General features: G+C 71.4%; 16 protein-coding genes, 1 pseudogene and 2 other annotated features (1 of these 19 cut by a window edge). Of the genes and pseudogenes, 12 read left to right on the top strand and 5 right to left on the bottom strand.

What is annotated here, in order from left to right; genetic code table 11:
• Nucleotides 1-8: 8 nt before the first annotated feature.
• From MCM47_RS25455 to MCM47_RS25440, 4 genes and pseudogenes are all read right to left on the bottom strand, one after another.
• A complete protein-coding gene (locus MCM47_RS25455) occupies nucleotides 9-1,160 on the bottom strand; it encodes a hypothetical protein (RefSeq protein WP_238864012.1) in 1,152 nt (383 codons plus the stop codon).
• A gap of 222 nt (nucleotides 1,161-1,382) precedes the next feature.
• A pseudogene (locus MCM47_RS25450) lies at nucleotides 1,383-2,069 on the bottom strand (ABC transporter ATP-binding protein); the annotation flags it as partial.
• A gap of 212 nt (nucleotides 2,070-2,281) precedes the next feature.
• Entirely contained in the window at nucleotides 2,282-3,676 is a 1,395-nt protein-coding gene (locus tag MCM47_RS25445) for an aspartate aminotransferase family protein (protein WP_238864011.1), read from the bottom strand.
• Nucleotides 3,673-4,146, bottom strand: a complete 474-nt coding sequence (locus tag MCM47_RS25440) for an Lrp/AsnC family transcriptional regulator (protein ID WP_030243538.1) — start codon at nucleotides 4,144-4,146, stop codon at nucleotides 3,673-3,675. The genes MCM47_RS25445 and MCM47_RS25440 overlap by 4 nt, the downstream gene beginning before the upstream one ends.
• A gap of 252 nt (nucleotides 4,147-4,398) precedes the next feature.
• Between MCM47_RS25440 and MCM47_RS25435 the strand changes: the two genes are divergently transcribed.
• From MCM47_RS25435 to MCM47_RS25425, 3 genes are all read left to right on the top strand, one after another.
• Nucleotides 4,399-5,892, top strand: coding sequence for a gamma-aminobutyraldehyde dehydrogenase (locus MCM47_RS25435; RefSeq protein ID WP_238864010.1), 1,494 nt, complete (start codon nucleotides 4,399-4,401; stop codon nucleotides 5,890-5,892).
• A 192-nt stretch (nucleotides 5,893-6,084) separates the two neighbouring features.
• Nucleotides 6,085-7,443: an aspartate aminotransferase family protein gene (locus MCM47_RS25430; protein WP_238864009.1), complete on the top strand. Its 1,359-nt coding sequence runs from the start codon at nucleotides 6,085-6,087 to the stop codon at nucleotides 7,441-7,443.
• A gap of 67 nt (nucleotides 7,444-7,510) precedes the next feature.
• Nucleotides 7,511-8,713: a spermidine/putrescine ABC transporter substrate-binding protein gene (locus tag MCM47_RS25425; protein WP_238864008.1), complete on the top strand. Its 1,203-nt coding sequence runs from the start codon at nucleotides 7,511-7,513 to the stop codon at nucleotides 8,711-8,713.
• Nucleotides 8,714-8,790: 77 nt separating this feature from the next.
• On the opposite strand, the gene MCM47_RS25420 is transcribed toward MCM47_RS25425, so the two are convergent.
• Nucleotides 8,791-10,443 (bottom strand): PucR family transcriptional regulator, encoded by a 1,653-nt coding sequence (locus MCM47_RS25420; protein ID WP_238864007.1) that lies wholly within the window; start codon nucleotides 10,441-10,443, stop codon nucleotides 8,791-8,793.
• A gap of 423 nt (nucleotides 10,444-10,866) precedes the next feature.
• On the opposite strand from MCM47_RS25420, the gene MCM47_RS25415 reads away from it, so the two are divergent.
• The 9 genes from MCM47_RS25415 to MCM47_RS25375 all read left to right on the top strand — a co-directional run bounded on the left by MCM47_RS25415 (nucleotide 10,867) and on the right by MCM47_RS25375 (nucleotide 21,438).
• Entirely contained in the window at nucleotides 10,867-12,378 is a 1,512-nt protein-coding gene (locus MCM47_RS25415; RefSeq protein WP_238864006.1) for a gamma-aminobutyraldehyde dehydrogenase, read from the top strand.
• A gap of 52 nt (nucleotides 12,379-12,430) precedes the next feature.
• The gene (locus tag MCM47_RS25410; RefSeq protein ID WP_238864005.1) at nucleotides 12,431-13,687 is read left to right on the top strand and encodes a PotD/PotF family extracellular solute-binding protein; all 1,257 of its coding nucleotides are present in this window, start codon (nucleotides 12,431-12,433) and stop codon (nucleotides 13,685-13,687) included.
• Nucleotides 13,688-13,725: 38 nt separating this feature from the next.
• On the top strand, nucleotides 13,726-14,868 hold the full coding sequence (locus MCM47_RS25405; protein WP_238864004.1) for an ABC transporter ATP-binding protein: 1,143 nt from the start codon (nucleotides 13,726-13,728) through the stop codon (nucleotides 14,866-14,868).
• Nucleotides 14,865-15,809, top strand: coding sequence for an ABC transporter permease (locus tag MCM47_RS25400; protein ID WP_238864003.1), 945 nt, complete (start codon nucleotides 14,865-14,867; stop codon nucleotides 15,807-15,809). The genes MCM47_RS25405 and MCM47_RS25400 overlap by 4 nt, the downstream gene beginning before the upstream one ends.
• Nucleotides 15,809-16,612, top strand: coding sequence for an ABC transporter permease (locus MCM47_RS25395; RefSeq protein WP_238864002.1), 804 nt, complete (start codon nucleotides 15,809-15,811; stop codon nucleotides 16,610-16,612). Before MCM47_RS25400 ends, MCM47_RS25395 begins: the two co-directional genes overlap by 1 nt.
• Before the next feature lie 82 nt (nucleotides 16,613-16,694).
• Nucleotides 16,695-18,089 carry an FAD-binding oxidoreductase gene (locus tag MCM47_RS25390; RefSeq protein WP_238864001.1) on the top strand — a complete coding sequence of 465 codons (1,395 nt, stop codon included), beginning with the start codon at nucleotides 16,695-16,697 and terminating at the stop codon, nucleotides 18,087-18,089.
• Nucleotides 18,090-18,343: 254 nt separating this feature from the next.
• A complete protein-coding gene (locus tag MCM47_RS25385) occupies nucleotides 18,344-18,796 on the top strand; it encodes a hypothetical protein (protein ID WP_238864000.1) in 453 nt (150 codons plus the stop codon).
• Between the two features lie 85 nt (nucleotides 18,797-18,881).
• Nucleotides 18,882-19,685 (top strand): nucleotidyl transferase AbiEii/AbiGii toxin family protein, encoded by an 804-nt coding sequence (locus tag MCM47_RS25380; protein ID WP_238863999.1) that lies wholly within the window; start codon nucleotides 18,882-18,884, stop codon nucleotides 19,683-19,685.
• Nucleotides 19,686-19,914: 229 nt separating this feature from the next.
• The gene (locus MCM47_RS25375; protein WP_238863998.1) at nucleotides 19,915-21,438 is read left to right on the top strand and encodes a CoA-acylating methylmalonate-semialdehyde dehydrogenase; all 1,524 of its coding nucleotides are present in this window, start codon (nucleotides 19,915-19,917) and stop codon (nucleotides 21,436-21,438) included.
• A 666-nt stretch (nucleotides 21,439-22,104) separates the two neighbouring features.
• Nucleotides 22,105-22,624 (top strand) — a sequence feature (16S ribosomal RNA rRNA prediction is too short).
• Nucleotides 22,541-22,699: a sequence feature (most likely nonfunctional fraction of RNA operon), on the top strand (it continues 3,957 nt past the right edge of the window). (Overlaps the previous feature by 84 nt.)

Here is a 22,699-nt window from a genome sequence, read left to right as displayed (position 1 = left end):
TCAGTCCCTCAGTGCAGTCCGGCGGCCGCCAGGACGGCGGTCAGCCCGCCGGTGACCAGCAGCACGGTGCCGACGGCCAGCACCCGCAGCGCGACCGCGCCGACCAGCAGCCGGGGTGCGGCGCCGAGGCGCAGCAGTGCATCGGCGACGTCCTGGCGGTCGGTGCGCAGCTCGGCGAGCCGGGAGACCACCGCGGCCGCCGTGCAGCCGAGCACCAGCCCGGCCTCCACGGCGGGCAGGGCGTCGGCGCTGTCGGGTTCGCCGATCCAGTAGCGGATGGTGGTGAGCACCAGCGCGAGCGCCAGGGCGAGGACGGCCAGCGGCGGTCCGAGCCGGCGGGCCTGGGCGGTCAGTCCCCGTCCGGCGAGCAGCCGCAGCGGGGTCGGCCGGCCGAGCGCGAGCAGTCGCCCGGCCCAGGAGAGCAGCGGGCCGGTCAGCATCGCGAGGCCGAGGGCGCACGCCGCCCAGCCGCCGAGGGCGGCCACGCTGGTCGTGCCGAGTCCGGCCGGCAGGTGGATCGGGCGGCCGTCGACGGCGGCGCCGGTGCGCAGGGCGATCAGTTCCAGCGCGAGGCCGCTCACCGCCAGGCCGACCGGCAGGGCGATCCGCAGTACGCCGAAGCCGGTCCGGGTGGGCCGGCGCCGGCCGGGCAGGGTCTCGGCGAGCGGGACGGCCCCGGCGGCGGCGACGCCGGCGGTGAACGGCACGAGGGCGAGCAGGGTGACGGGGGCGGCGGCCGGCAGCGCGACGCCCATGCCGAGCTCGGGGGCGAGCGAGGGGCCGGCGATGTCGTTGCGCAGGACCAGGAAGAGCAGCAGGGTCAGCGCCGAGCCGAGGGCGCAGGCGAGCGCGACCTCGCCGGCGATCAGGGTGCGGATCCGGGCCGCGCCGGCCCCGGCGGCGGTGAGGCCGGTGATCCGTTCGGGCCGCCGGGCGGGCACCGCGCGGGCGGCGACGGCGGCGAACCAGGCGACCGCGGCCAGCGGCGGCAGGCACCAGAGCAGGCGCGCGAGGGCGGCGGTGCCACCGACCGGGTCGCTCATCGCCCGGCCGAGGGCGCGCAGCAGGAAGGCGGCGACCACCGCGCCGGCCAGCGCGGTCAGCAGCCAGCGGCCGAGGTCGAGCACCCGGTAGCCCCGGGCCAGGCGGAGATAGAACACGTCGACTCTTTCAGCGGCGGGGCGGCGTCAGCGGCGCGTGGCCGACACGGCGGACGCGCCGGCGGCACCCGGCGAGGCGGTACCCGGGGAAGCGGTACCCGGGGAACCGCCCCCGGGAGAAGCGCTCCCCGCCGCGGCGGCATCCGGCGCGGCGGTCCCCGGCGCAGCGGCCGCGACAGCCCCCGACACCCCCGGCGCCCCGGCGGTGTGGCGCCGGACGGGCGCGGCCGGGGCGGCGAGCCGCCCGTCGACGAGGGCGACGGAGCGGTCCGCGTACCGGACGAGCTCGGGGTCGTGGGTCGCCAGGACGAGGGTGAGCTGGTGCGAGCGCGCCGCGCTGGTGAGTATCCGCAGCACCTGGTCGGCGGCCTCGCGGTGCAGCGGGGCGGTGGGGTCGTCGGCGAAGACGACCGGCGGCAGCGGTGCGAGCGCGCGGGCGACGGCGATCCGCTGGCGCTGGCTCTGGACCAGCCGGTCGGGCCGGACGCGGCCGACCTCGCCGACGTCGAGGCGCTCCAGCCACTCGTCGGCCGCGGTGTAGGCGGCCTTGTTGCCGGCGCCGGCGAGCAGCAGCGGCAGGGCCACGTTCTCGCGGGCCGTCAGCTCCGGTACCAGGTGGGGCTCGGAGCCGACGAAGCCGAAGCGGTCGCGGCGCAGCCGCTCCCGCCCGGCTCGGCCGAGGGTGTGCACCGGGGCGCTGTTGAACCAGACCTCGCCGTCGTCGACCGGGAGGAGGGCGGAGAGACAGCCGAGCAGCGTGCTCTTGCCGGAGCCGCGCGGTCCGGTGACGGCCAGGACCTCGCCCTCCCGGATGCCGAGCGAGATTCCGCGCAGGGCGGGGGTGCCGTGATGGGACTTGACGATCCCCCGGGCCCACAGCACGTCGTTGTCAGGCGGGGCCGCTGACATGAGGTTCCATCCTGGGTGGCCGCAGGGATATGACAGTCGTCAGATTAGAACGATCGGGCCCTGGCGCGGTTGCGGCGCACTGGTCCATCAAGGGCAAATCACCCGCAATCAGGCGTGTTTGGTGCGGGCGATCGTCCGAAAACACCGAAGGACGGCCCCGCGGGAAGCGGGACCGCCCTTCGGCGGAGGGTGGGGAAGGAGGATCTAGGGGATCAGAGCTTCGCCCACGCGTCGGTGAGGCTGGTCCGCAGGATCTGCTCGATCTCGTCGAAGGTCGACTGGTCGGAGATCAGCGGCGGGGCCAGCTGGACGACCGGGTCGCCACGGTCGTCGGCGCGGCAGTACAGGCCGTTGTCGAAGAGCGCCTTCGACAGGAAGCCGTAGAGCACGCGCTCGGTCTCGTCGTCGTTGAAGGTCTCCTTGGTGACCTTGTCCTTGACGAGCTCGATGCCGTAGAAGTACCCGTTGCCGCGGACGTCGCCGACGATCGGCAGGTCGCGCAGCTTGCTCAGGGTGGCCAGGAAGCGCGACTCGTTGTCGAGCACGTGCTGGTTCAGGCCCTCGCGCTCGAAGATGTCGAGGTTGGCGAGCGCCACGGCCGAGGAGACCGGGTGGCCGGCGAAGGTGTAGCCGTGCAGGAAGGTGTTGTCACCCTTGTAGAACGGCTCGGCGATGCGGTCCGAGATGATCGTGGCGCCGATCGGGGAGTAGCCCGAGGTCATGCCCTTGGCGCAGGTGATCATGTCCGGCACGTAGCCGAACTTGTCGGCGCCGAACATGGTGCCGAGGCGGCCGAAGGCGCAGATGACCTCGTCCGAGACCATCAGCACGTCGTGGCGGTCGCAGATCTCGCGCAGGCGCTGGAAGTACCCGGGCGGCGGCGGGAAGCAGCCACCGGCGTTCTGCACCGGCTCGACGAAGACGGCGGCGACGGTCTCGGGGCCCTCGAAGAGGATGGCCTCCTCGACCTGGTCGGCGCACCAGCGGCCGTACGCCTCGGGGTCGACGGTGCCGTCGGGGCCCTCGAGGTAGTGCGGGGCGCGGTAGATGTTGGTGTTCGGGGCCTTGTGGGTGCCCGGCACCAGCGGCTCGAACGGGGCCTTCAGGCCCGGCAGGCCGGTGATCGACAGGGCGCCCTGCGGGGTGCCGTGGTAGGCGATGGCGCGCGAGATGACCTTGTACTTGGTCGGCTTGCCGATGAGCTTGAAGTACTGCTTGGCGAGCTTCCAGGCGGTCTCGACGGCCTCGCCGCCACCGGTGGAGAAGAAGACCTTGTTCAGGTCGCCCGGGGCGTAGTTGGCCAGGCGCTCGGCCAGCTCGACGGCCTTGGGGTGCGCGTAGCTCCAGATCGGGAAGAACGCGAGTTCCTTGGCCTGCTTGGCGGCCACCTCGGCGAGCTCGGTGCGGCCGTGGCCGGCCTGCACGACGAACAGGCCGGCCAGGCCGTCGATGTACTTCCGGCCCTTGTCGTCCCAGATGTAGGTGCCTTCGCCCTTGACGATCGTCGGCACGGGGGAGTTCTCGTACGACGACATGCGGGTGAAGTGCATCCACAGGTGGTCGTAGGCGGTCTTGGAAAGGTCCTTCTGCGCCGGGTCGGCTGTCATCGGGTGCCCCAGGTGTAGGTCTGTTTCCGGAGCTTCAGGTAAACGAAGCTCTCGGTGCTCCGCACGCCGGGAAGCGCGCGGATGCGCTTGTTGATCAGTTCGAGCAGGTGCTCGTCGTCCTCGCAGACCAGTTCGGCCAGGAGATCGAACGAGCCTGCGGTGCAGACGACGTAGTCGACCTCGTCGAGGGCGGCCAACGCGTCGGCGACGGGCTCGATGTCACCCTCCACCCGGATCCCGACCATCGCCTGGCGGGTGAAGCCGACGGTGAGCGGGTCGGTGACGGCGACGATCTGCATCACGCCCTGGTCGAGCAGCTTCTGGACGCGCTGCCGCACGGCCGCCTCGGACAGGCCGACGGCCTTGCCGATGGCGGCGTACGGGCGGCGCCCGTCCTCCTGGAGCTGCTCGATGATCGCCTTGGAGGCGGCGTCGAGGGGAACGCTGGCGTTCCGGTCGCGGTTGGCCACGCCGCCACTGTGCCCGATCGTTCCCCTGTTCGCAAGCGCGGAAACTGCTGATTTCGTCGCGATCTTGGAAATCGCATACGGATTTCATCGCGTGAACGGACTTGGCCTGTCGAATCCGGCAGTGGTCCGGCTACCCTGGCCACGGTACGCGCGCAGCCCCGCAGCGCCGCGCGCGTTCCGCCGAACCAGTGGACCGCGCCGCAGTGGGCCCGGCCACTCGGCGCCTTCGTCCGGCGGTCCCGTCGACGTACCATGGCGCCGGAATCTGCAACGCCGCAGGCCCAGACCGAGGAGAGACCAGTGAGCGACCTTCGTACGCTGCGCAACTACATCAACGGTGAGTTCGTCGATGCGGCGGACGGCCGCACCCTCGACATCGTCGACCCCACCACCGGTGAGGTGTACGCGACCTCTCCGCTGTCCGGCGCGGCCGACGTGGACGCCGCCATGGCCTCGGCCGAGGCCGCCTTCCCGGCCTGGCGCGACGCCACCCCGAGCACCCGGCAGAAGCTGCTCCTCAAGATCGCGGACGCGGTCGAGGCCCGTGCCGACGAGATCGTCGACGCCGAGGTGCGCAACACCGGCAAGCCCCGCGGGCTGACCCTCTCCGAGGAGATCGGCCCGATGGTGGACCAGATCCGGTTCTTCGCCGGTGCCGCCCGTCTGCTGGAGGGCAAGGCCGCGGGCGAGTACATGGACGGGATGACCTCGATCATCCGCCGCGAGCCGGTCGGCGTCTGTGCCCAGGTCGCGCCGTGGAACTACCCGATGATGATGGCGGTCTGGAAGTTCGCCCCGGCCATCGCCGCGGGCAACACCGTCGTGCTCAAGCCCTCCGACACCACCCCGGCCTCCACCGTGCTGCTGGCCGAGATCATCGGCGGCATCCTCAAGGACATGGAGCTGCCGGCCGGCGTCTTCAACGTCATCTGCGGTGACCGCGAGACCGGCAAGCTGATGGTCGAGCACAAGACCCCGGCGATGGCCTCCATCACCGGCTCGGTGCGCGCCGGCATCTCGGTCGCCGAGTCCGCCTCCAAGGACGTCAAGCGCGTCCACCTGGAGCTGGGCGGCAAGGCGCCGGTCGTGGTCTTCGAGGACGCCGACATCGCCGAGGCCGTCGAGGGCATCTCGGTCGCGGGCTTCTTCAACGCCGGCCAGGACTGCACCGCCGCCACCCGCGTGCTGGTGCACGAGTCGATCCACGACGCCTTCGTCGAGGCGCTGGCGAAGGCCGCGGCCGAGACCAAGACCGGTGGCGTGGACGACGAGGACGTGCTCTACGGCCCGCTGAACAACGCCAACCAGCTGAAGCAGGTCTCCGGCTTCATCGAGCGCCTGCCCTCCCACGCCAAGGTCGAGGCCGGTGGCCACCAGGTCGGCGACAAGGGCTACTTCTACGCCCCGACCGTCGTCTCCGGCCTGAACCAGGACGACGAGATCATCCAGAACGAGGTCTTCGGTCCGGTCATCACCGTGCAGAAGTTCTCGGACGAGGACCAGGCCGTCGGCTACGCCAACGGCGTGGAGTACGCCCTGGCCTCCTCGGTGTGGACCAAGGACCACGCCCGCGCCATGCGGATGTCGCGCCGCCTGGACTTCGGCTGCGTCTGGATCAACACCCACATCCCGCTGGTCGCCGAGATGCCGCACGGCGGTTTCAAGAAGTCCGGCTACGGCAAGGACCTCTCCTCCTACGGTTTCGAGGACTACACCCGCGTGAAGCACGTGATGACGGCCATCTGACGACAGCCGTCCGCCGCGGGCGCCTGAACGCGCCCGTCGACCTGTGATCGCCGATCCCCGATCGTGGGATCCGACAACGGGCCCGGGTCGTCTCGACCCGGGCCCTGTGTCTTGTCACCCTGTCGGCTGTTCGCCTGACCGCCTGACAGGATGCACCTGCACCTCGGGGGTCGGACTCCCTAGCCTTGCCGCATGAGCATCCCCACCGCTGACTCAGCCGCCGGCCAGGCCGTCAAGGCCGCCGACCGCGCGCACGTCTTCCACTCGTGGTCCGCCCAGGCGCTGATCGACCCCCTCGCGGTGGCCGGCGCCGAGGGCTCGTACTTCTGGGACTACGAGGGCAACCGCTACCTCGACTTCTCCTCCCAGCTGGTGAACACCAACATCGGGCACCAGCACCCGAAGGTCGTCGCCGCGATCCAGGAGCAGGCCGCGAAGCTCTGCACCATCGCGCCCGGCTTCGCCGTCGAGTCCCGCAGCGAGGCGGCCCGGCTGATCGCCGAGCGCACGCCCGGCGACCTCGACAAGATCTTCTTCACCAACGGCGGCGCCGAGGCGAACGAGAACGCCATCCGGCTGGCGCGGCTGCACACCGGTCGCCAGAAGGTCATGTCGACCTACCGCTCGTACCACGGCGCCACCGCCAACGCGATCGCCCTCACCGGCGACCCGCGCCGCTGGGCCAACGAGACCGGTGTCTCCGGCGTGGTCCACTTCTGGGGCCCCTACGCCTACCGCTCCAACTTCCACGCCGAGAACGAGGCGCAGGAGTGCGAGCGCGCGCTGCAGCACCTGGAGCAGGTGATCGCGTTCGAGGGCCCGGGGACGATCGCGGCGATCATCCTGGAGACGGTGGTCGGCACCGCCGGCATCCTGGTCCCGCCGGCCGGCTACCTGGCCGGGGTCCGGGAGATCTGCGACCGGTACGGGATCGTCTTCATCCTGGACGAGGTGATGGCCGGCTTCGGCCGCACCGGCGCCTGGTTCGCCGCCGACCACTGGGGCGTCACCCCGGACCTGCTGACCTTCGCCAAGGGCGTCAACTCGGGCTACGTCCCGCTCGGCGGCGTGGCGATCAGCGCGGAGATCGCCGCGACCTTCGCCGAGCGTCCCTTCCCCGGCGGGCTCACCTACTCCGGCCACCCGCTGGCCTGCGCCTCCGCCGTCGCCACGATCAACACCATGGCGGAGGAGGGCATCGTCGAAAACGCCCGGAGCATCGGTGAGAACGTCCTCGGCCCCGGCCTGCGCGAGCTGGCCGAGCGCCACCCCTCGATCGGCGAGGTCCGCGGACTCGGCGTGTTCTGGGCGCTGGACCTGGTGAAGGACCGCGGGACCCGGGAGCCGCTGGTGCCGTACAACGCGGCCGGCGCCGCCAACGCGCCGATGGCCGAGCTGGCCGCCGCCTGCAAGCAGCGCGGGCTCTGGCCGTTCGTCAACATGAACCGCTTCCACGTCGTCCCGCCGTGCACCGTCACCGAGGAGGAGGCGAAGGCCGGCCTCGCGGTCCTCGACGAGGTGCTGTCGCTGACCGACGCGCACACTGTCTGACACACCGACGAGAACGGCCCCGGGCGCCCGTGCGCCCGGGGCCGTCCCACGCTCCGGAGGCCCCACCATGCCCAGCACCACCCTGCCCCGCCGCCCGAGCGGTGCCCGCCGTCCGAGCCGCCGCGGCGTCCTCGGCGCCGCAGCCGGACTCTTCGGTGCCGGCGCCCTGACCGGCTGCGGCATCCCGTCCGCCTACGTGGCCGAGGACCGCCGCTCGGCCCCCGACCGCTCGGAGAGCGAGAAGCGGCTGGGCTTCTCCAACTGGACGCAGTACATCGACACCGACGACGACGGCCGGCGTCCGACCCTGGACGCCTTCACCGAGCGGACCGGGATCGAGGTCACCTACACCGAGGACATCAACGACAACGACGAGTTCTTCGGCAAGATGGGCCCGGTGCTCACCCAGGGCACCGACCCCGGGCGCGACCTGATGGTGGTCAGCGACTGGATGGCCGGCCGGTACGTCTCGCTGGGCTGGGTGCAGACCCTGGACCGGGCCAACCTGCCCAACGTGACGGCCCAGCTGGACCCGCAGCTGGCCGATCCGGCGTTCGACCCCGGCCGCCGGCGCAGCGTGCCCTGGCAGTCCGGGATCACCGGCATCGCCTACAACCGCAAGGAGCTCGGCCGGGAGCTGAAGTCCGTCAGCGAGCTCTGGGCGCCGGACCTGAAGGGCCGGGTCACCCTGTTCGCCGGGCTGGACGAGGCGCTCGGCCTGCTGATGCTCTCCCACGGCGCCGACATCTCGGCCTTCACCGGGGACGACGCGCACCGGGCGATGGACCAGGTGCAGCGGATGGTCGACAGCCGGCACATCCGCCGCTTCACCGGCAACGACTACACCAGCGACCTCGCCTCCGGCGCCGCGCTGGCCTGCCAGGCCTACTCCGGCGACGCCGTCCAACTCACCGCCGAGAACCCGGACATCGCCTTCGTGGTGCCCGAGGAGGGCGGTGAGCTCTGGGCCGAGAGCCTGCTGGTCCCCAACCGGGCCGGGCACAAGCGCAACGCCGAACTGCTGATCGACCACTACTACCGGCCGGAGGTGGCGGCCGAGCTGGCCGCCGCCGTGCAGTACATCTGCCCGGTGCCAGCGGCCCGCGAGGTGCTGGCCGACAGCGGGGAGCGGGAGAAGGCGGAGCTGGCGGAGCACCCGCTCGTCTTCCCGACCGAGGAGATGCGGGCCCGGCTGCACACCATGCGCGACGTCTCCGCCGCCGAGCGGCCGGACCTGCACAAGGTCTGGACCCGCATCACCGGGGTGTAGCCGCTCGGCCCGAGACCCGGCCGGGCGTCGTGGGCCGGGTCCACCGGGGCCGCCGGACGGCCCGCCGGGGCCCGGGACTACCGGCGCACGGCGTCCAGCGCCAGCAGGGCCACGTGCAAGGAGAGGCAGGACTCGACCTGGTCGAGGTCGACGCCGAGGATCCGCTCGACCTTGTGCAGCCGGTCGTAGAAGGACGGCCGGGACAGGTGCGCGGCGTCGGCGGCCGCGGACTTGTTCCGGCCCTGCTCCAGGTAGATCCGCAGCATCTGCACGAGCTGGCCGTTGTGCTCCGCGTCGTACGCGAGCAGCGGGCCCAGTTCCCGCTCGACGTAGGTCTGCAGCCGGGCGTCGTCACGCAACAGGTGGAGCAGGCCGCGCAGCCGGACGTCGGGCAGCCGGTAGTACGCGGCCGCCCGGCCGCCCGGGGCGTCGTGCAGGGCGGCGTCGGCGACCTGGGTGGCCTCCAGCAGGGTGCGCCGGGCGTCGCGGACCGAGCCGACCGAGGAGCCGACCGCGATGACCGGGGCCGGTACGGGCGCGGCGTCCCGGGAGGACTCCGCGGTCAGCCGGCGCAGTGCGGCGGCGAAGGCGTCCAGCGCGGCGTGCTCGTCCTGCTGGGCGCCGAGCGCGATCAGCACGCCCACGCCCTCGTCGTCCAGCGCCCCGACCAGGGCGGACAGCCGGCAGCCGCGGACGGCGCCGGCGGCCAGCTCGGTGAAGTCGCGCAGCCGGGCCTGGGCCTCCAGCGCCGCCGGGATCGGGCTGCGCCGCTGCCGCAGCACCACCCCGACCAGGCGCCGGCCCTCCAGCGGCACCCCCAGTGCCTGGGCGCGCAGGGCCACCTCGGAGACGGTCAGCGCGTGGGTGAGGATGCCGGAGAGCAGGGTGCGATGGGTCTGTCGCTCCAGGCTCTCCCGGTCCCGGACCACCAGCCGGTTCAGCGCCAGGGCGGAGGCCCCGCGCTCCAGCAGCATGGTGTGCGGGTGCGGGGCGCCGTCCGGCAGCGCCCCCGGGTCCTGCACCAGGACCAGCCGCCCCCAGTCCTGGCCGCGGGCGCCGACGGTGGTGACCAGCCAGCCGCTGCGCGGGTCGTGACCGGTGCGCCCGGCCGGGCGGACGCCGCGCGAGCGGCGCTCCCAGTCCTCCAGCAGCTCGGTCTCCGGCCGGCCCGCGGTGTCGTGCGCCAGCACCTGGTGGGCGAGGTTCTCCAGGACGACCGGCGCGCCGGCCATCCGGGCCACCTGCCGTACCACCTCGGCCGGCTCGGCGCCCTCCACCACCAGCTCGTTGAAGACCTGGTGGACCGCCTCCGAGGTGCGCAGCTGCTCCAGCTGGGCGTTGACCACCAGCGCGTGCACGGCCTCGGTGACGGCGACGAAGCGCAGCTCGCGACGGAGGACGATCAGCGGCAGACCGCGCTGTTCGGCGGCGTGCACCAGGGCGCGCGGCAGCGAGTCGAAGTAGCGCCGGCCGAACTCGATGACCAGTCCGGCCACGCCGACCTCGTCCAGCTCGCGCACGTACCGGGCCAGGCCCTCGCGGTCCCCGGGCAGGGCGATCCCGGTGGTCAGGACCAGCTCGCCGCCCTGGAGCACGCCGGCGACGTCGGGCAGCTCGCTGACGTGGACCCAGCGGACGGGGCGCTCCAGCCGGTCGGCGCCGGCCACCACCTGGGGCAGGCCGCGCCGCATCACCTCCAGATCGAGCACACGGGCGACGGTGGGGAGCATCGCGGGTCCTCCAGGGTTCAGAGTGTCAGGTAAATCATCCATCCCGGCGACGACCTGTTGCCCTGTCCGAAGCCTTGCACCTTGTAAGGCGCTTCGGCCCGAGGTTGTCGGAGTGACCCTTGTCACGCGGGAGCGGCAGCGGGCATGGTCAGCGGGTCGGCTGTGGCGGGACGCGGACATCACCGTCGGAATCCGTCGCGTGACCGGAAAGCAACGGCGGAATCCCTTGTCGGGGGTCCGGTGGGCCTGCCAGGATCGCGCTCCCCGGTGATCGACCGGACGGATACCCCCGCACCCCGGGCGCGTCGGCTCGACCAGCCGTACGACGCCGGTGCGGGCCTCGGCCCGTCGGCGCTGCAGCACGACGGGGGCCGACGCGGCCGTCCGTGCGGCACTCGAACCACCGGGACTTGGAGGAACCAGATGGACCTGACCGACTTCGGTGCGGGCGCGCAGTACATCGCGGGCCGGCAGAGCCGGGGGAGCGGTGATCCCTTCCAGGTCGTCAACCCCGCCGACGGCAGCGTCGTCCAGGAGGTCTCCCTGGCCTCCGTCGACCAGGTCGACGAGGCCGTCGCCGCCGCCCGGGCGGCCCTGCCCGGGTGGGCCGGCGCCACTCCCGGCGCCCGCTCCGAGGTGCTGACCCGGCTGGCCGCCGTCCTCACCGACGCGGCCGCCGACCTCGCCCGGGTGGAGACCGCGCAGACCGGCAAGCCGATCAAGCTCTCCACCGAGTTCGACGTCCCCGGCACCATCGACAACACCGCCTTCTTCGCCGGCGCCGCCCGCAACCTGGAGGGCAAGGCGGCCGGCGAGTACTCCGGCGACCACACCTCGTACGTGCGGCGCGAGGCGATCGGCGTGGTCGGCTCGATCTCGCCGTGGAACTACCCGCTGCAGATGGCCGCCTGGAAGGTCCTCCCGGCGATCGCCGCCGGCAACACGATCGTCCTCAAGCCGGCCGAGCTGACCCCGCTCACCTCGCTGATGTTCGCCCGCGCCTGCACCCTGGCGGGCGTTCCGGACGGCGTGGTCAACGTCGTCACCGGTGCCGGCCGGGTCGCCGGGGAGCACCTGGTCGCCCACCCGGACGTCGCGATGGTCTCCTTCACCGGCTCCACCCAGGTCGGCAAGCGGGTCGCCGAACTCGCCACCGCCACCGTCAAGCGCACCCACCTGGAGCTCGGCGGCAAGGCCCCGTTCGTGGTCTTCGACGACGCCGACCTGGACGCCGCGGTGCACGGCGCGGTCGCCGCCTCGCTGATCAACAGCGGCCAGGACTGCACCGCGGCCACCCGCGCCTACGTCCAACGGCCGCTCTACGACGCCTTCGTGGCCGGCGTGGCCGAGCTGTACGGCGCGATCAGGCTGGGCGACCCGCTCGACCCGCAGACCGACCTCGGCCCGCTGGTCTCCTTTACCCACCGCGACCGGGTGGCCGGCTTCGTCGAGCGCGCCCGCGGGTACGCCACCGTGGTCACCGGCGGCGCCGCCCCGGAGAAGGGCCACGACGGCACCGACCTCACCCGCGGCGCCTACTACCGCCCCACCCTGATCACCGGCGCAGCGCAGGACAGCGAGGTCGTCCAGGGCGAGATCTTCGGCCCGGTCCTGGTCGTGCTGCCCTTCGACAGCGACGACGAGGGCCTGCGGCTGGCCAACGACACCCCCTACGGCCTGGCCGCCTCGGCCTGGACCGGAAACGTCCACCGGTCGCTGCGGGCCACCCGCGAGCTCGCGGCCGGCTGCATCTGGGTCAACGACCACATCCCGATCATCAGCGAGATGCCCCACGGCGGCTACAAGTCCTCCGGCTACGGCAAGGACATGTCGCAGTACTCGCTGGACGAGTACACCCAGGTCAAGCACGTCATGTTCGACACCACCGCGGTCGCCCGCAAGGACTGGCACCGCACCGTCTTCGGAGACAGATAACCGGACCCGGGTGGTCCCCCCACACCCCCCTTCCCCTCAGGAGGCCCGTCCCATGGCGTTCAACGAGCTCACCGACGGACTGTCGGAACCGGTCCGCAAGGCCTGGGAACGCAGTCTGACCAGCGGCCGGGCAGCCCTCAGCCGGCGCACCGTGCTGCGCGCCGCCGCCCTCACCGCCGGCGCGGGTTCGCTGGCCGCCTGCGGCATCCCGCCGGCCAGGAGCACCGACGGGACCGGCGAGTCCACCGCCAACGCCGCCAAGGACCTCTCGGACAGCGAGAAGGAGGTGAACTTCTCCAACTGGCCGCTCTACGTCGACACCGACGAGAACGACAAGGAGAAGCACGGCACGCTGGAGGCCTTCACCGCCGCCACCGGGATCAAGGTCAAGTACACCGAGGACGTCAACGACAACGTCGAGTTCTTCGGCAAGGTCAAGCCGCAGCTCGCGGCCGGCCAGGACACCGGCCGCGACCTGATGGTGCTCACCGACTGGATGGCCGCCCGGCTGATCCGCCTCGGCTGGGCGCAGAAGCTCAACCCGGCCAACGTCACCACCGCCATCACCAACGTCGAGTCCCGCTTCCGCGCCCCGGACTGGGACCCGGGCCGGCTCTACAGCTACCCGTGGGCCGGGATCCAGGTGGTCATCGCCTACAACAAGAAGGCCACCAAGGGGAAGGAGGTCACCAGCGTCTCCCAGCTGCTGGAGGACCCCGAGCTCAAGGGCCGGGTGACGTTCCTCTCCGAGATGCGCGACAGCATCGGCATCACCCTGCTGGACATGGGCAAGGACCCGGCGAAGTTCACCGCCGACGACTACGGCGCCGCGATCGCCCGGCTGCAGAAGGCCGTCGACAGCAAGCAGATCCGCCGCTTCACCGGCAACGACTACGGCCAGGAGCTCTCCTCCGGTGACATCGCCGCCTGCGTCGCCTGGGGCGGCGACCTGATCCAACTGCGTGCCGACAACCCGGACATCGAGTTCGTCATCCCCGAGAAGGGTTTCGTGACCAGCACCGACAACCTGCTGGTCCCGGCCAAGGCCCAGCACAAGGCGAACGCCGAGAAGCTGATCGACTTCTACTATCAGCCGAAGATCGCGGCGCAGCTGACCGCAGGCATCGGCTTCGTCTCAGCCGTCACCGGCGTGAAGGAGGAACTGGCCGCCATCGCCCCGGACAGCGCGGCCAACCCGCTGGTCGTCCCCACCCCCGAGATGGCGGCCAAGGCGCACGTCTTCCGGACCCTCACCGAGACCGAGGAGAGCGACTTCGAGGAGAAGTTCTCCAAGCTCATCGGCGCCTGACCCCCACTGACGGCAGAGAAACCAGAGAGACACCACCCATGACAGAGCAGCAGAGCTCCGCGGCCGCCGGCGGCGACGTCCGCCTCACCGGCATCGGCAAGACCTACGGCTCCTTCACCGCGGTCCACCCCCTGGACCTGACCATCCCACAGGGCTCCTTCTTCGCCCTGCTCGGCGCCTCCGGCTGCGGCAAGACCACCACCCTGCGGATGATCGCCGGCCTGGAGGAGCCCACCACCGGCACCGTCCTGATCGGCGGGCAGGACGTCACGGCGCTGCCCCCCTACAAGCGTCCGGTGAACACCGTCTTCCAGAGCTACGCACTCTTCCCGCACCTCGACATCTTCGAGAACGTCGCCTTCGGCCTGCGCCGGCGCGGCAGGAAGGACGTCAAGAAGCAGGTCGACGAGATGCTCGAACTCGTCGAACTCGGCCAGTACGCACGGCGCAAGCCGCACCAGCTCTCCGGCGGCCAGCAGCAGCGCGTCGCCGTCGCCCGCGCGCTGATCAACCACCCGCAGGTGCTGCTCCTCGACGAGCCGCTCGGCGCCCTCGACCTCAAGCTCCGCCGCCAGATGCAGCTGGAGCTCAAGCGGATCCAGACCGAGGTCGGCATCACCTTCGTCCACGTCACCCACGACCAGGAGGAGGCCATGACCATGGCCGACACCATCGCGGTGATGAACGGAGGCCGGGTCGAGCAGCTCGGCGCCCCCGCCGACCTCTACGAGAACCCCGCCACCACCTTCGTGGCCAACTTCCTCGGGCAGTCCAACCTGCTGCCCGCCGACGTCAGCGGCAGCGAGGGCGGCGACCTGCTGCTCACCGCCGCCGGCGCCCGGCTCGCCGTCCCGAAGGCCCGGTGCGCCACGGACGCCACCAAGGTCCACCTCGGCGTCCGGCCGGAGAAGATCACGATCGAACACGCCTCCGCCGAGGTCGCCGACGGCCGCAACCGGCTGGCCGGCACCGTGCTCGACTCCAGCTTCATCGGCGTCTCCACCCAGTACGTGGTGCGCACCGACGGCGGCCAGGAGGTGACGGTCTTCGAGCAGAACATGGAGCGCGACGCCCGGATCGTCCCCGGCGCGCCCGTCGTCCTGCACTGGAACCCCGCGCACTCCTTCGCCCTGGACGCCTCGCAGGCGATCGACGCGGGCACCGGGGAGGCCGCGGCATGACCACCACCACCGCGGCCGCGCCGCCGCAGGCCATACCCCCCGACGACGGCACGCTCCCGGCGCCCGCCCCGAGGACGCGGCGCAAGCTCACCCCGTACTGGCTGCTGCTGCCCGGCATCGCCTGGCTGGTCGTCTTCTTCGCGGTGCCGATGGTCTACCAGGCCTCCACCTCACTGCAGACCGGCTCGCTGGAGGACGGATTCCGCGTCACCTGGCACTTCGCCACCTACTGGGACGCCCTGGTCGAGTACCGCTGGCACTTCGTCCGCTCGTTCGGCTACGCCGCCACCGCCACCCTGCTCTGCCTGGCGATCGGCTACCCGCTCGCGTACACGATCGCCTTCAAGGCCGGGAAGCGCTGGCGCAACGTCATCCTGATCCTGGTGATCGCGCCGTTCTTCACCAGCTTCCTGATCCGCACGCTGGCCTGGAAGACCATCCTCTCCGACGGCGGCCCGGTGGTCGGCGCCCTCAACGCGCTGCACGTCCTGGACGTCACCAGCGCGCTCGGTCTCACCTCCGGCGACCGCGTGCTGGCCACGCCGCTCGCCGTGGTCTGCGGCCTCACCTACAACTTCCTGCCGTTCATGATCCTCCCGCTCTACACCTCGCTGGAACGGATCGACCCGCGCCTGCACGAGGCGGCCGGCGACCTCTACGCCCGCCCGTTCACCACCTTCCGCAAGGTGACCTTCCCGATCTCGCTCCCCGGGGTGGTGGCGGGCACGCTGCTCACCTTCATCCCGGCCTCCGGCGACTACATCAACGCCCAGCTGCTGGGCTCGCCGAGCGAGCAGATGGTCGGCAACGGCATCCAGAAGCAGTTCCTGAACGTGCTCGACTACCCCACGGCGGCCGCGCTCAGCTTCATCCTGATGGCCCTGATCCTGGGCATGGTGACGGTCTACATGCGCAAGGCCGGGACGGAGGAACTGGTCTGATGTCCCGAGTGTTCACGTGGATCCGCGCCCACCTGGTGGTGCTGGCCGGCCTGCTGGCCCTGGCCTACCTGGTACTGCCCAACCTGGTGGTCCTCGCCTTCTCCTTCAACAAGCCGGTCGGCAAGTTCAACTACGAGTGGAACGAGTTCTCCACCGACGCCTGGACCGACCCCTGCGGCGTCGCCGACATGTGCCAGTCGCTCTCGCTGAGCCTCCAGGTCGCGGTGCTCGCCACCCTCGGGGCCACCGTGCTCGGCACGATGGTCGCCTTCGCGCTGGCCCGCTACCGCTTCCGCGGCCGCTCCGCCACCACCGCGATGATCTTCCTGCCGATGGCCATGCCCGAGGTGGTCATGGCCGCCTCGCTCGGCACGCTCTTCCTCAACATGCGCATCCCGTTCGGCTTCACCACCATCCTCATCGCACACATCATGTTCTGCCTGAGCTTCGTGGTGACGGCGGTCAAGGCCCGCGTGATGAGCATGGACCCGAGGCTCGAACAGGCCGCCCAGGACCTCTACGCCACCCCGACCCAGACCTTCCTGCGGGTCACCCTGCCCCTCGCCGCCCCCGGCATCGCGGCCGGCGCGCTGCTCAGCTTCGCGCTCTCCTTCGACGACTTCATCATCACCCAGTTCAACTCGGGCCCGACCACGGTCACCTTCCCGATGTTCGTCTGGGGCGCCTCGCAGCGCGGCATCCCGGTGCAGGTGAACGTGATCGGCACCGCGATGTTCATCGCCGCCGTCGCGCTCACCGTCGCCGGTCAGTGGCTCGGGAACCGCCGGAAGGCCACCGCCTGACCACCGCGGCCGTCCCCCCGGCGTACCGTCGGGGGAACGGCCGGACCACCACCACCAATGTGCAGAAAGTGGCTGATAATGCATGGACTCCGCCCGCGCACTCAGTGACGCCAGGCCCACCCCGTTCTGGCTGGAGGACCCGGGCCGGCCGGCGGCGCTGCCCGCCCTCGTCGGCGACACCACCTGCGACCTGCTGGTCGTCGGCGGCGGCTACTCCGGCCTCTGGACCGCCCTCATCGCCAAGGAGCGGGACCCCTCGCTGGACGTCGTCCTGGTGGAGGGCAAGGAGGTGGGGTGGGCGGCCTCCGGGCGCAACGGCGGATTCTGCGCGGCCAGCCTGACCCACGGCTTCGGCAACGGCCTGCAGCGCTGGCCCGCCGAGCTCGGCCGGCTGGAGCGCCTCGGTGCCGCCAACCTGGACGGCATCGAGGCGACCCTCAAGCGCCACGGCATCGACGCCGAGTGGGAGCGCACCGGCGAGATCGACGTCGCCACCCAGCCGCACCAGCTCGACGAACTGCACGAGGTGGCCGAGGCCGTCGCCCGGCACGGCCTCGACATCACCGTGCTCGACCGCGACGAGCTCCGCGCCCAGGTCGACTCGCCGACCTTCCTCGGCGGGATCTGGGACCGGGAGGGCGTGGCGATGGTCCACCCCGCCAAGCTGGCCTGGGGCCTCAAGGCGGCCTGCCTCGGCCAGGGCGTGCGGATCTTCGAGCACACCCCGGCCGGCTCCCTGAGCGAGCACGGCAGCGGCATGGCCGTCCGCACCCCGTACGGGCGGGTCTTCGCCCGCCGGGTCGCGCTCGGCACCAACGCCTTCCCGTCCCTGGTCAAGCGCGTGCGCCCGTACATCGTCCCGGTGTACGACTACGCCCTGATGACCGAGCCCCTCAGCGACGAGCAGCTGGCCGCGATCGGCTGGAAGGGCCGACAGGGCCTCAGCGACAGCGCCAACAAGTTCCACTACTTCCGGCTCTCCGCCGACAACCGGATCCTCTGGGGCGGCTACGACGCGGTCTACCACTACGGCGGGCACGTCCGGCACGAGTACGACCAGCGACCGGAGACCTTCCGCACCCTGGCGCACAACTTCTTCCGCTGCTTCCCGCAGCTGGAGGGCCTGCGCTTCACGCACGCCTGGGGCGGCGCGATCGACACCTGCAGCCGGTTCTCGGCCTTCTTCGACACCGCCTACCGGGGCAAGGTCGCCTACGCCGCCGGGTACACCGGACTCGGCGTCGGTGCCACCCGGTTCGGCGCCGAGGTGATGCTCGACCTGCTGGAAGGCGCGCGGACCGAGCGCACCTCGCTGGAGATGGTCCGCAGCAAGCCGCTGCCGTTCCCGCCCGAACCGGTGCGCTGGGCCGGCATCGAGATCACCACCCGCTCCCTGGAACGGGCCGACCGCACCGGCGGTCACCGCAACCTCTGGCTGCGCACGCTGGACCGGCTGGGGCTCGGCTTCGACAGCTGATCCGCCCGGACCCGCTCGCTCCGTTCCAACCCGTTCACCTGCGTGGGGGACGCCCACCGGCCCCACGCGGGTGAACGAGCCCTCCGCGGCGACTCGACTCCTCCGGGTCAGCCCTCGCGGTTCCCCGGGCAAGCCCGTGTAAGACGGGCAAGCCCGTGTAAGAGATGCCCGCCGTCCGCCTCTCGTCGGTGACGGCGGGCATCTCGTTCCCGCCGCACGACGACCAGCGGCCACGCTGGGGGACGGGAGAGGCCATGGAGCGCACGGGACACGGCACCGAGCACACCGCACTGCACTGGCTCGCCGAAGCCGCACCGGATCCACAGGCCTGCCGGGCACAGTGGGAGCGCACCGGGGCGGGACCGGTACTGCTGCCGGCCGGCCACCGCTGGGACGTCCTCTCGGTGCCTGCCCGGCTCGGCCGCCCCGCCCTCGACGTCCTGGACAGCGGCTTCTGCGGACCGGTCCTCACCGACCCCTCCGCCGAGAGCGTGGGCTTCCTGGTGCCCGTCGGCACCGCCGCCCGCTGGGTCGGCACCGGCGTGCGAACCGCGGGCAGGGGCACCTGGATCGTCGTCCCGCACCCCGAGCGGCGCAGCCGGGGCGTGCGCTGGCTCGTCCCGCCCGACGGCTCCGGCCGGCTCAACGACCCGGTGCTGCTGGAGCTCGCCCTGCACGAGGCCGCCGCCCGGCTCACCGACCGGTGAGGCTCACAGGTGCCGTTGCGGTCGGCCTCCGTCGCGGCGCCCGACCGTGGGCGCGCGGATCGGCCGACCGCGTCAGACTGGAAGCGTGACCACCGCCCCGGACGCCGTCGACGCCTCCCTCCGCCCGGGCCCGCCCCAGCTGCGGCTCGCCGAACTGGCCGCGCCCGTGTGCGACCGGCTCGGGCTCGCCCTCGCCGGTGGGCACGCGCTGCGTGCTCACGGCGTGCCGGCCTGCGCCCAGGACGGGCTCACCCTGGTGACGAGCGGCGAGACCGACCTGACGGAGGCCGCCGCCGACCTTGCCGCCGTGTACCGGGCGGCCGGCGGCGGGGTCGGCGACCGCCCCGGCACCCCGCGCCTGGAACAGCTCTCGGTGCGGCTGACCCTCGGCGGGCGGTCGCACACGGTGGAGCTGCGCAAGGAGCCGCTGGGCCACCGGCCGGTCCGTCTGGATCTCGGCGCGCCCGCGCCCGGGGAACCGGCCGTGGTCGTGCCGGTCGTCGACCTGGACGACGCGGCCGCGCTGACCACCGCGCTGCTGGTCGACCGCGGCATGCCGCGGGACCTGATCGACGTCCACGCGCTCACCGCCTGGTACCGGGAGGGCGAGCTGCTGGCGCTGGCCACCGCGCTGGACGCGGACTTCCAGCCCGCGGTGCTCGCCGACCGTCTGGAGACGCTGGCCGAGGCCGCGGACGGGCGGTTCCGCGCCCGGGGACTCCCGGCCGGCGCGGTCGACGGTCTGAAGCGGTGGGCGCTGGCCTGGTCACAGGACCTCCGGCTCGACCTGCTGGAGACCCAGGAGGCGTCCGACGGGCTGCACGACCCCTATCTGGAGGCCGCGGAGGAGGCCGCGGACGGGGACTCCGACGGTTCCGTGGACGTCTGAAGGGCCCGCGGCAGACCTTGCCCTCGCCCGTTCGGCGGCCTCCGCCGACGACCTGTAAGGCTGAATCCCGGATCCCCGTCAGCCTGTTCGTTGAGGCGCGCGACGACGGCGACCAGACTGGGTGGTGAGCGCGGTAGCCCCGTGATCCCGTCGCCCGGCCCCCCGCGGGCGGCGCCAGACAAGGGACCGGCGGCACGACGCCGCCCGGGACTTCGGAGGCAGACGGACCTTGAGCAAGCACATCACCCACTGGATCGGCGGCGAGCCGGTCGCCACCGCCGGCGCCGCGCCCCGTCGCGGTGACATCTTCGACCCGGCCACCGGCCAGGTCACGGGCCACGTCGACTTCGCGGAGATCGCCGAGGTCGACCAGGCGGTCGCCGCCGCGGCCTCGGCCTTCGCCGAGTGGCGCCACGCCTCGATCGCCAAGCGCACCACGGTGCTCTTCAACTTCCGTGAGCTGCTCAACGCCCGCCGGGACGAGCTGGCCTCGATCATCGTCTCCGAGCACGGCAAGGTGCACTCGGACGCGCTCGGCGAGATCGCCCGCGGCCTGGAGGTCGTCGAGTACGCCTGCGGCATCCCGCAGCTGATCAAGGGCGGCTTCAGCGAGCAGGCCTCCACCGGGATCGACGTCTACTCGATCCGCCAGCCGCTCGGCCCGGTCGCGATCATCTCGCCGTTCAACTTCCCGGCCATGGTGCCGATGTGGTTCTTCCCGATCGCCATCGCCGCGGGCAACACCGTGGTCGTGAAGCCTTCGGAGAAGGACCCGTCCGCCGCCAACTTCCTGGCCGGGCTGTGGAAGGAAGCGGGGCTGCCGGCCGGCGTCTTCAACGTCGTCCACGGTGACAAGGTCGCGGTCGACCGCCTGCTGGAGCACCCCGACGTCAAGGCGGTCAGCTTCGTCGGCTCGACCCCGATCGCCCGCTACGTCTACGAGACCGGCACCCGCTACGGCAAGCGGGTCCAGGCGCTCGGCGGCGCCAAGAACCACATGCTGGTCCTGCCGGACGCCGACCTCGACCTCAGTGCGGACGCAGCCATCAACGCCGGCTTCGGTGCGGCGGGCGAGCGCTGCATGGCCGTCTCGGTCCTGGTGGCGGTGGACCCGATCGGCGACGAGCTGGTCGAGAAGATCAAGCAGCGGATGGCGACCCTGAAGGTCGGCCCCGGGTGCAACGGCGACTCGGAGATGGGTCCGCTGGTCACCGGACAGCACCGGGACAAGGTCACCTCCTACGTGGAGTCCGGCGTCGCCGACGGTGCCGAGCTCGCCGTCGACGGCCGCAAGCACCCGGTCGCCGCCGAGGACAGGAACGGCGCCCCGACCTCGGACGGCTTCTGGCTCGGCCCCACGCTGTTCGACCACGTGAAGCCCGGCATGTCCGTCTACAACGACGAGATCTTCGGCCCGGTGCTGTCCGTCGTGCGGGTCGCCTCGTACGAGGAGGGCGTCGACCTCATCAACGCCAACCCGTACGGCAACGGCACCGCCATCTTCACCAACGACGGCGGCGCGGCCCGGCGCTTCCAGCACGAGGTGGAGGTGGGCATGGTCGGCATCAACGTGCCGATCCCGGTTCCGGTCGCCTACTACTCCTTCGGCGGCTGGAAGGCCTCGCTGTTCGGTGACTCCCACGCCTACGGCCCGGACGGCGTGCACTTCTTCACCCGGGGCAAGGCCGTGACCCAGCGCTGGCTCGACCCGTCGCACGGGGGCATCAACCTCGGCTTCCCGACCAACAGCTGAACCATCCCCGAAGCCGCCGGCCGGACCCCTTCCCCTTGGAGGTCCGGCCGGCGGCGTCTCTGCGCATCGTTTGCATCCGCCCGGGGATCGGCGTAGTGTTTCCTAGTCGCTCGGCAGGGAGCACCGGACACGCATCGGCGCGGACGGTCCCGGGGCGGCCAATCCCTAGAAACACCACTCCTTCCCTTTCGGGCTGGTTGCGCTTTGTCGCGCTCCTGTTCGGACCGGGGTCTATTCGGTGTGTGCGTTTATCGGGATTGCAGCCGGATTCGCCTTTCGGGGCGGGGATCGGCTAGAGTTTGAAACGTCGGACGGGGCGTCAAGCACCAGAAGACACCGGCAAGTTGGATGAACGAAGCCCCGGAAACGGAGCGGAAAACATCTGATAAGCTGGAAACACGAAAGAACGAAGCGCCCGGAGGGCCGGTGTGAAAGCCGCCCGAAGGAAGCGTCCGTTCCTTGAGAACTCAACAGCGTGCCAAAAGTCAACGCCAGATATGTTGACATCCCCGGCCTCAGATTCTCTGGGGTTGGAGATTCCTTTTGAAATAACACAGCGAGGACGCAGTGCGCGGGGCCGCCCTATTCCGGTGGTTGCCGTGCCGCTCAACGCGAGTGTGCCGCCTGCAGCTCTTAATCGAGCATAGTCGGGCAAGCATTCACGGAGAGTTTGATCCTGGCTCAGGACGAACGCTGGCGGCGTGCTTAACACATGCAAGTCGAACGGTGAAGCCCTTCGGGGTGGATCAGTGGCGAACGGGTGAGTAACACGTGGGCAATCTGCCCTGCACTCTGGGACAAGCCCTGGAAACGGGGTCTAATACCGGATATGACCTTCCTCCGCATGGGGGTTGGTGGAAAGCTCCGGCGGTGCAGGATGAGCCCGCGGCCTATCAGCTTGTTGGTGGGGTAATGGCCTACCAAGGCGACGACGGGTAGCCGGCCTGAGAGGGCGACCGGCCACACTGGGACTGAGACACGGCCCAGACTCCTACGGGAGGCAGCAGTGGGGAATATTGCACAATGGGCGAAAGCCTGATGCAGCGACGCCGCGTGAGGGATGACGGCCTTCGGGTTGTAAACCTCTTTCAGCAGGGAAGAAGCGCAAGTGACGGTACCTGCAGAAGAAGCACCGGCTAACTACGTGCCAGCAGCCGCGGTAATACGTAGGGTGCGAGCGTTGTCCGGAATTATTGGGCGTAAAGAGCTCGTAGGCGGCCTGTCGCGTCGGATGTGAAAGCCCGGGGCTTAACCCCGGGTC

It is taken from the genome of Kitasatospora sp. A2-31 (genome assembly GCF_022288725.1).
Lineage (GTDB): Bacteria > Actinomycetota > Actinomycetes > Streptomycetales > Streptomycetaceae > Kitasatospora.
Note: the sequence above shows the minus strand (reverse complement) of the source record. Positions and strands in the feature narration are given on the sequence as shown.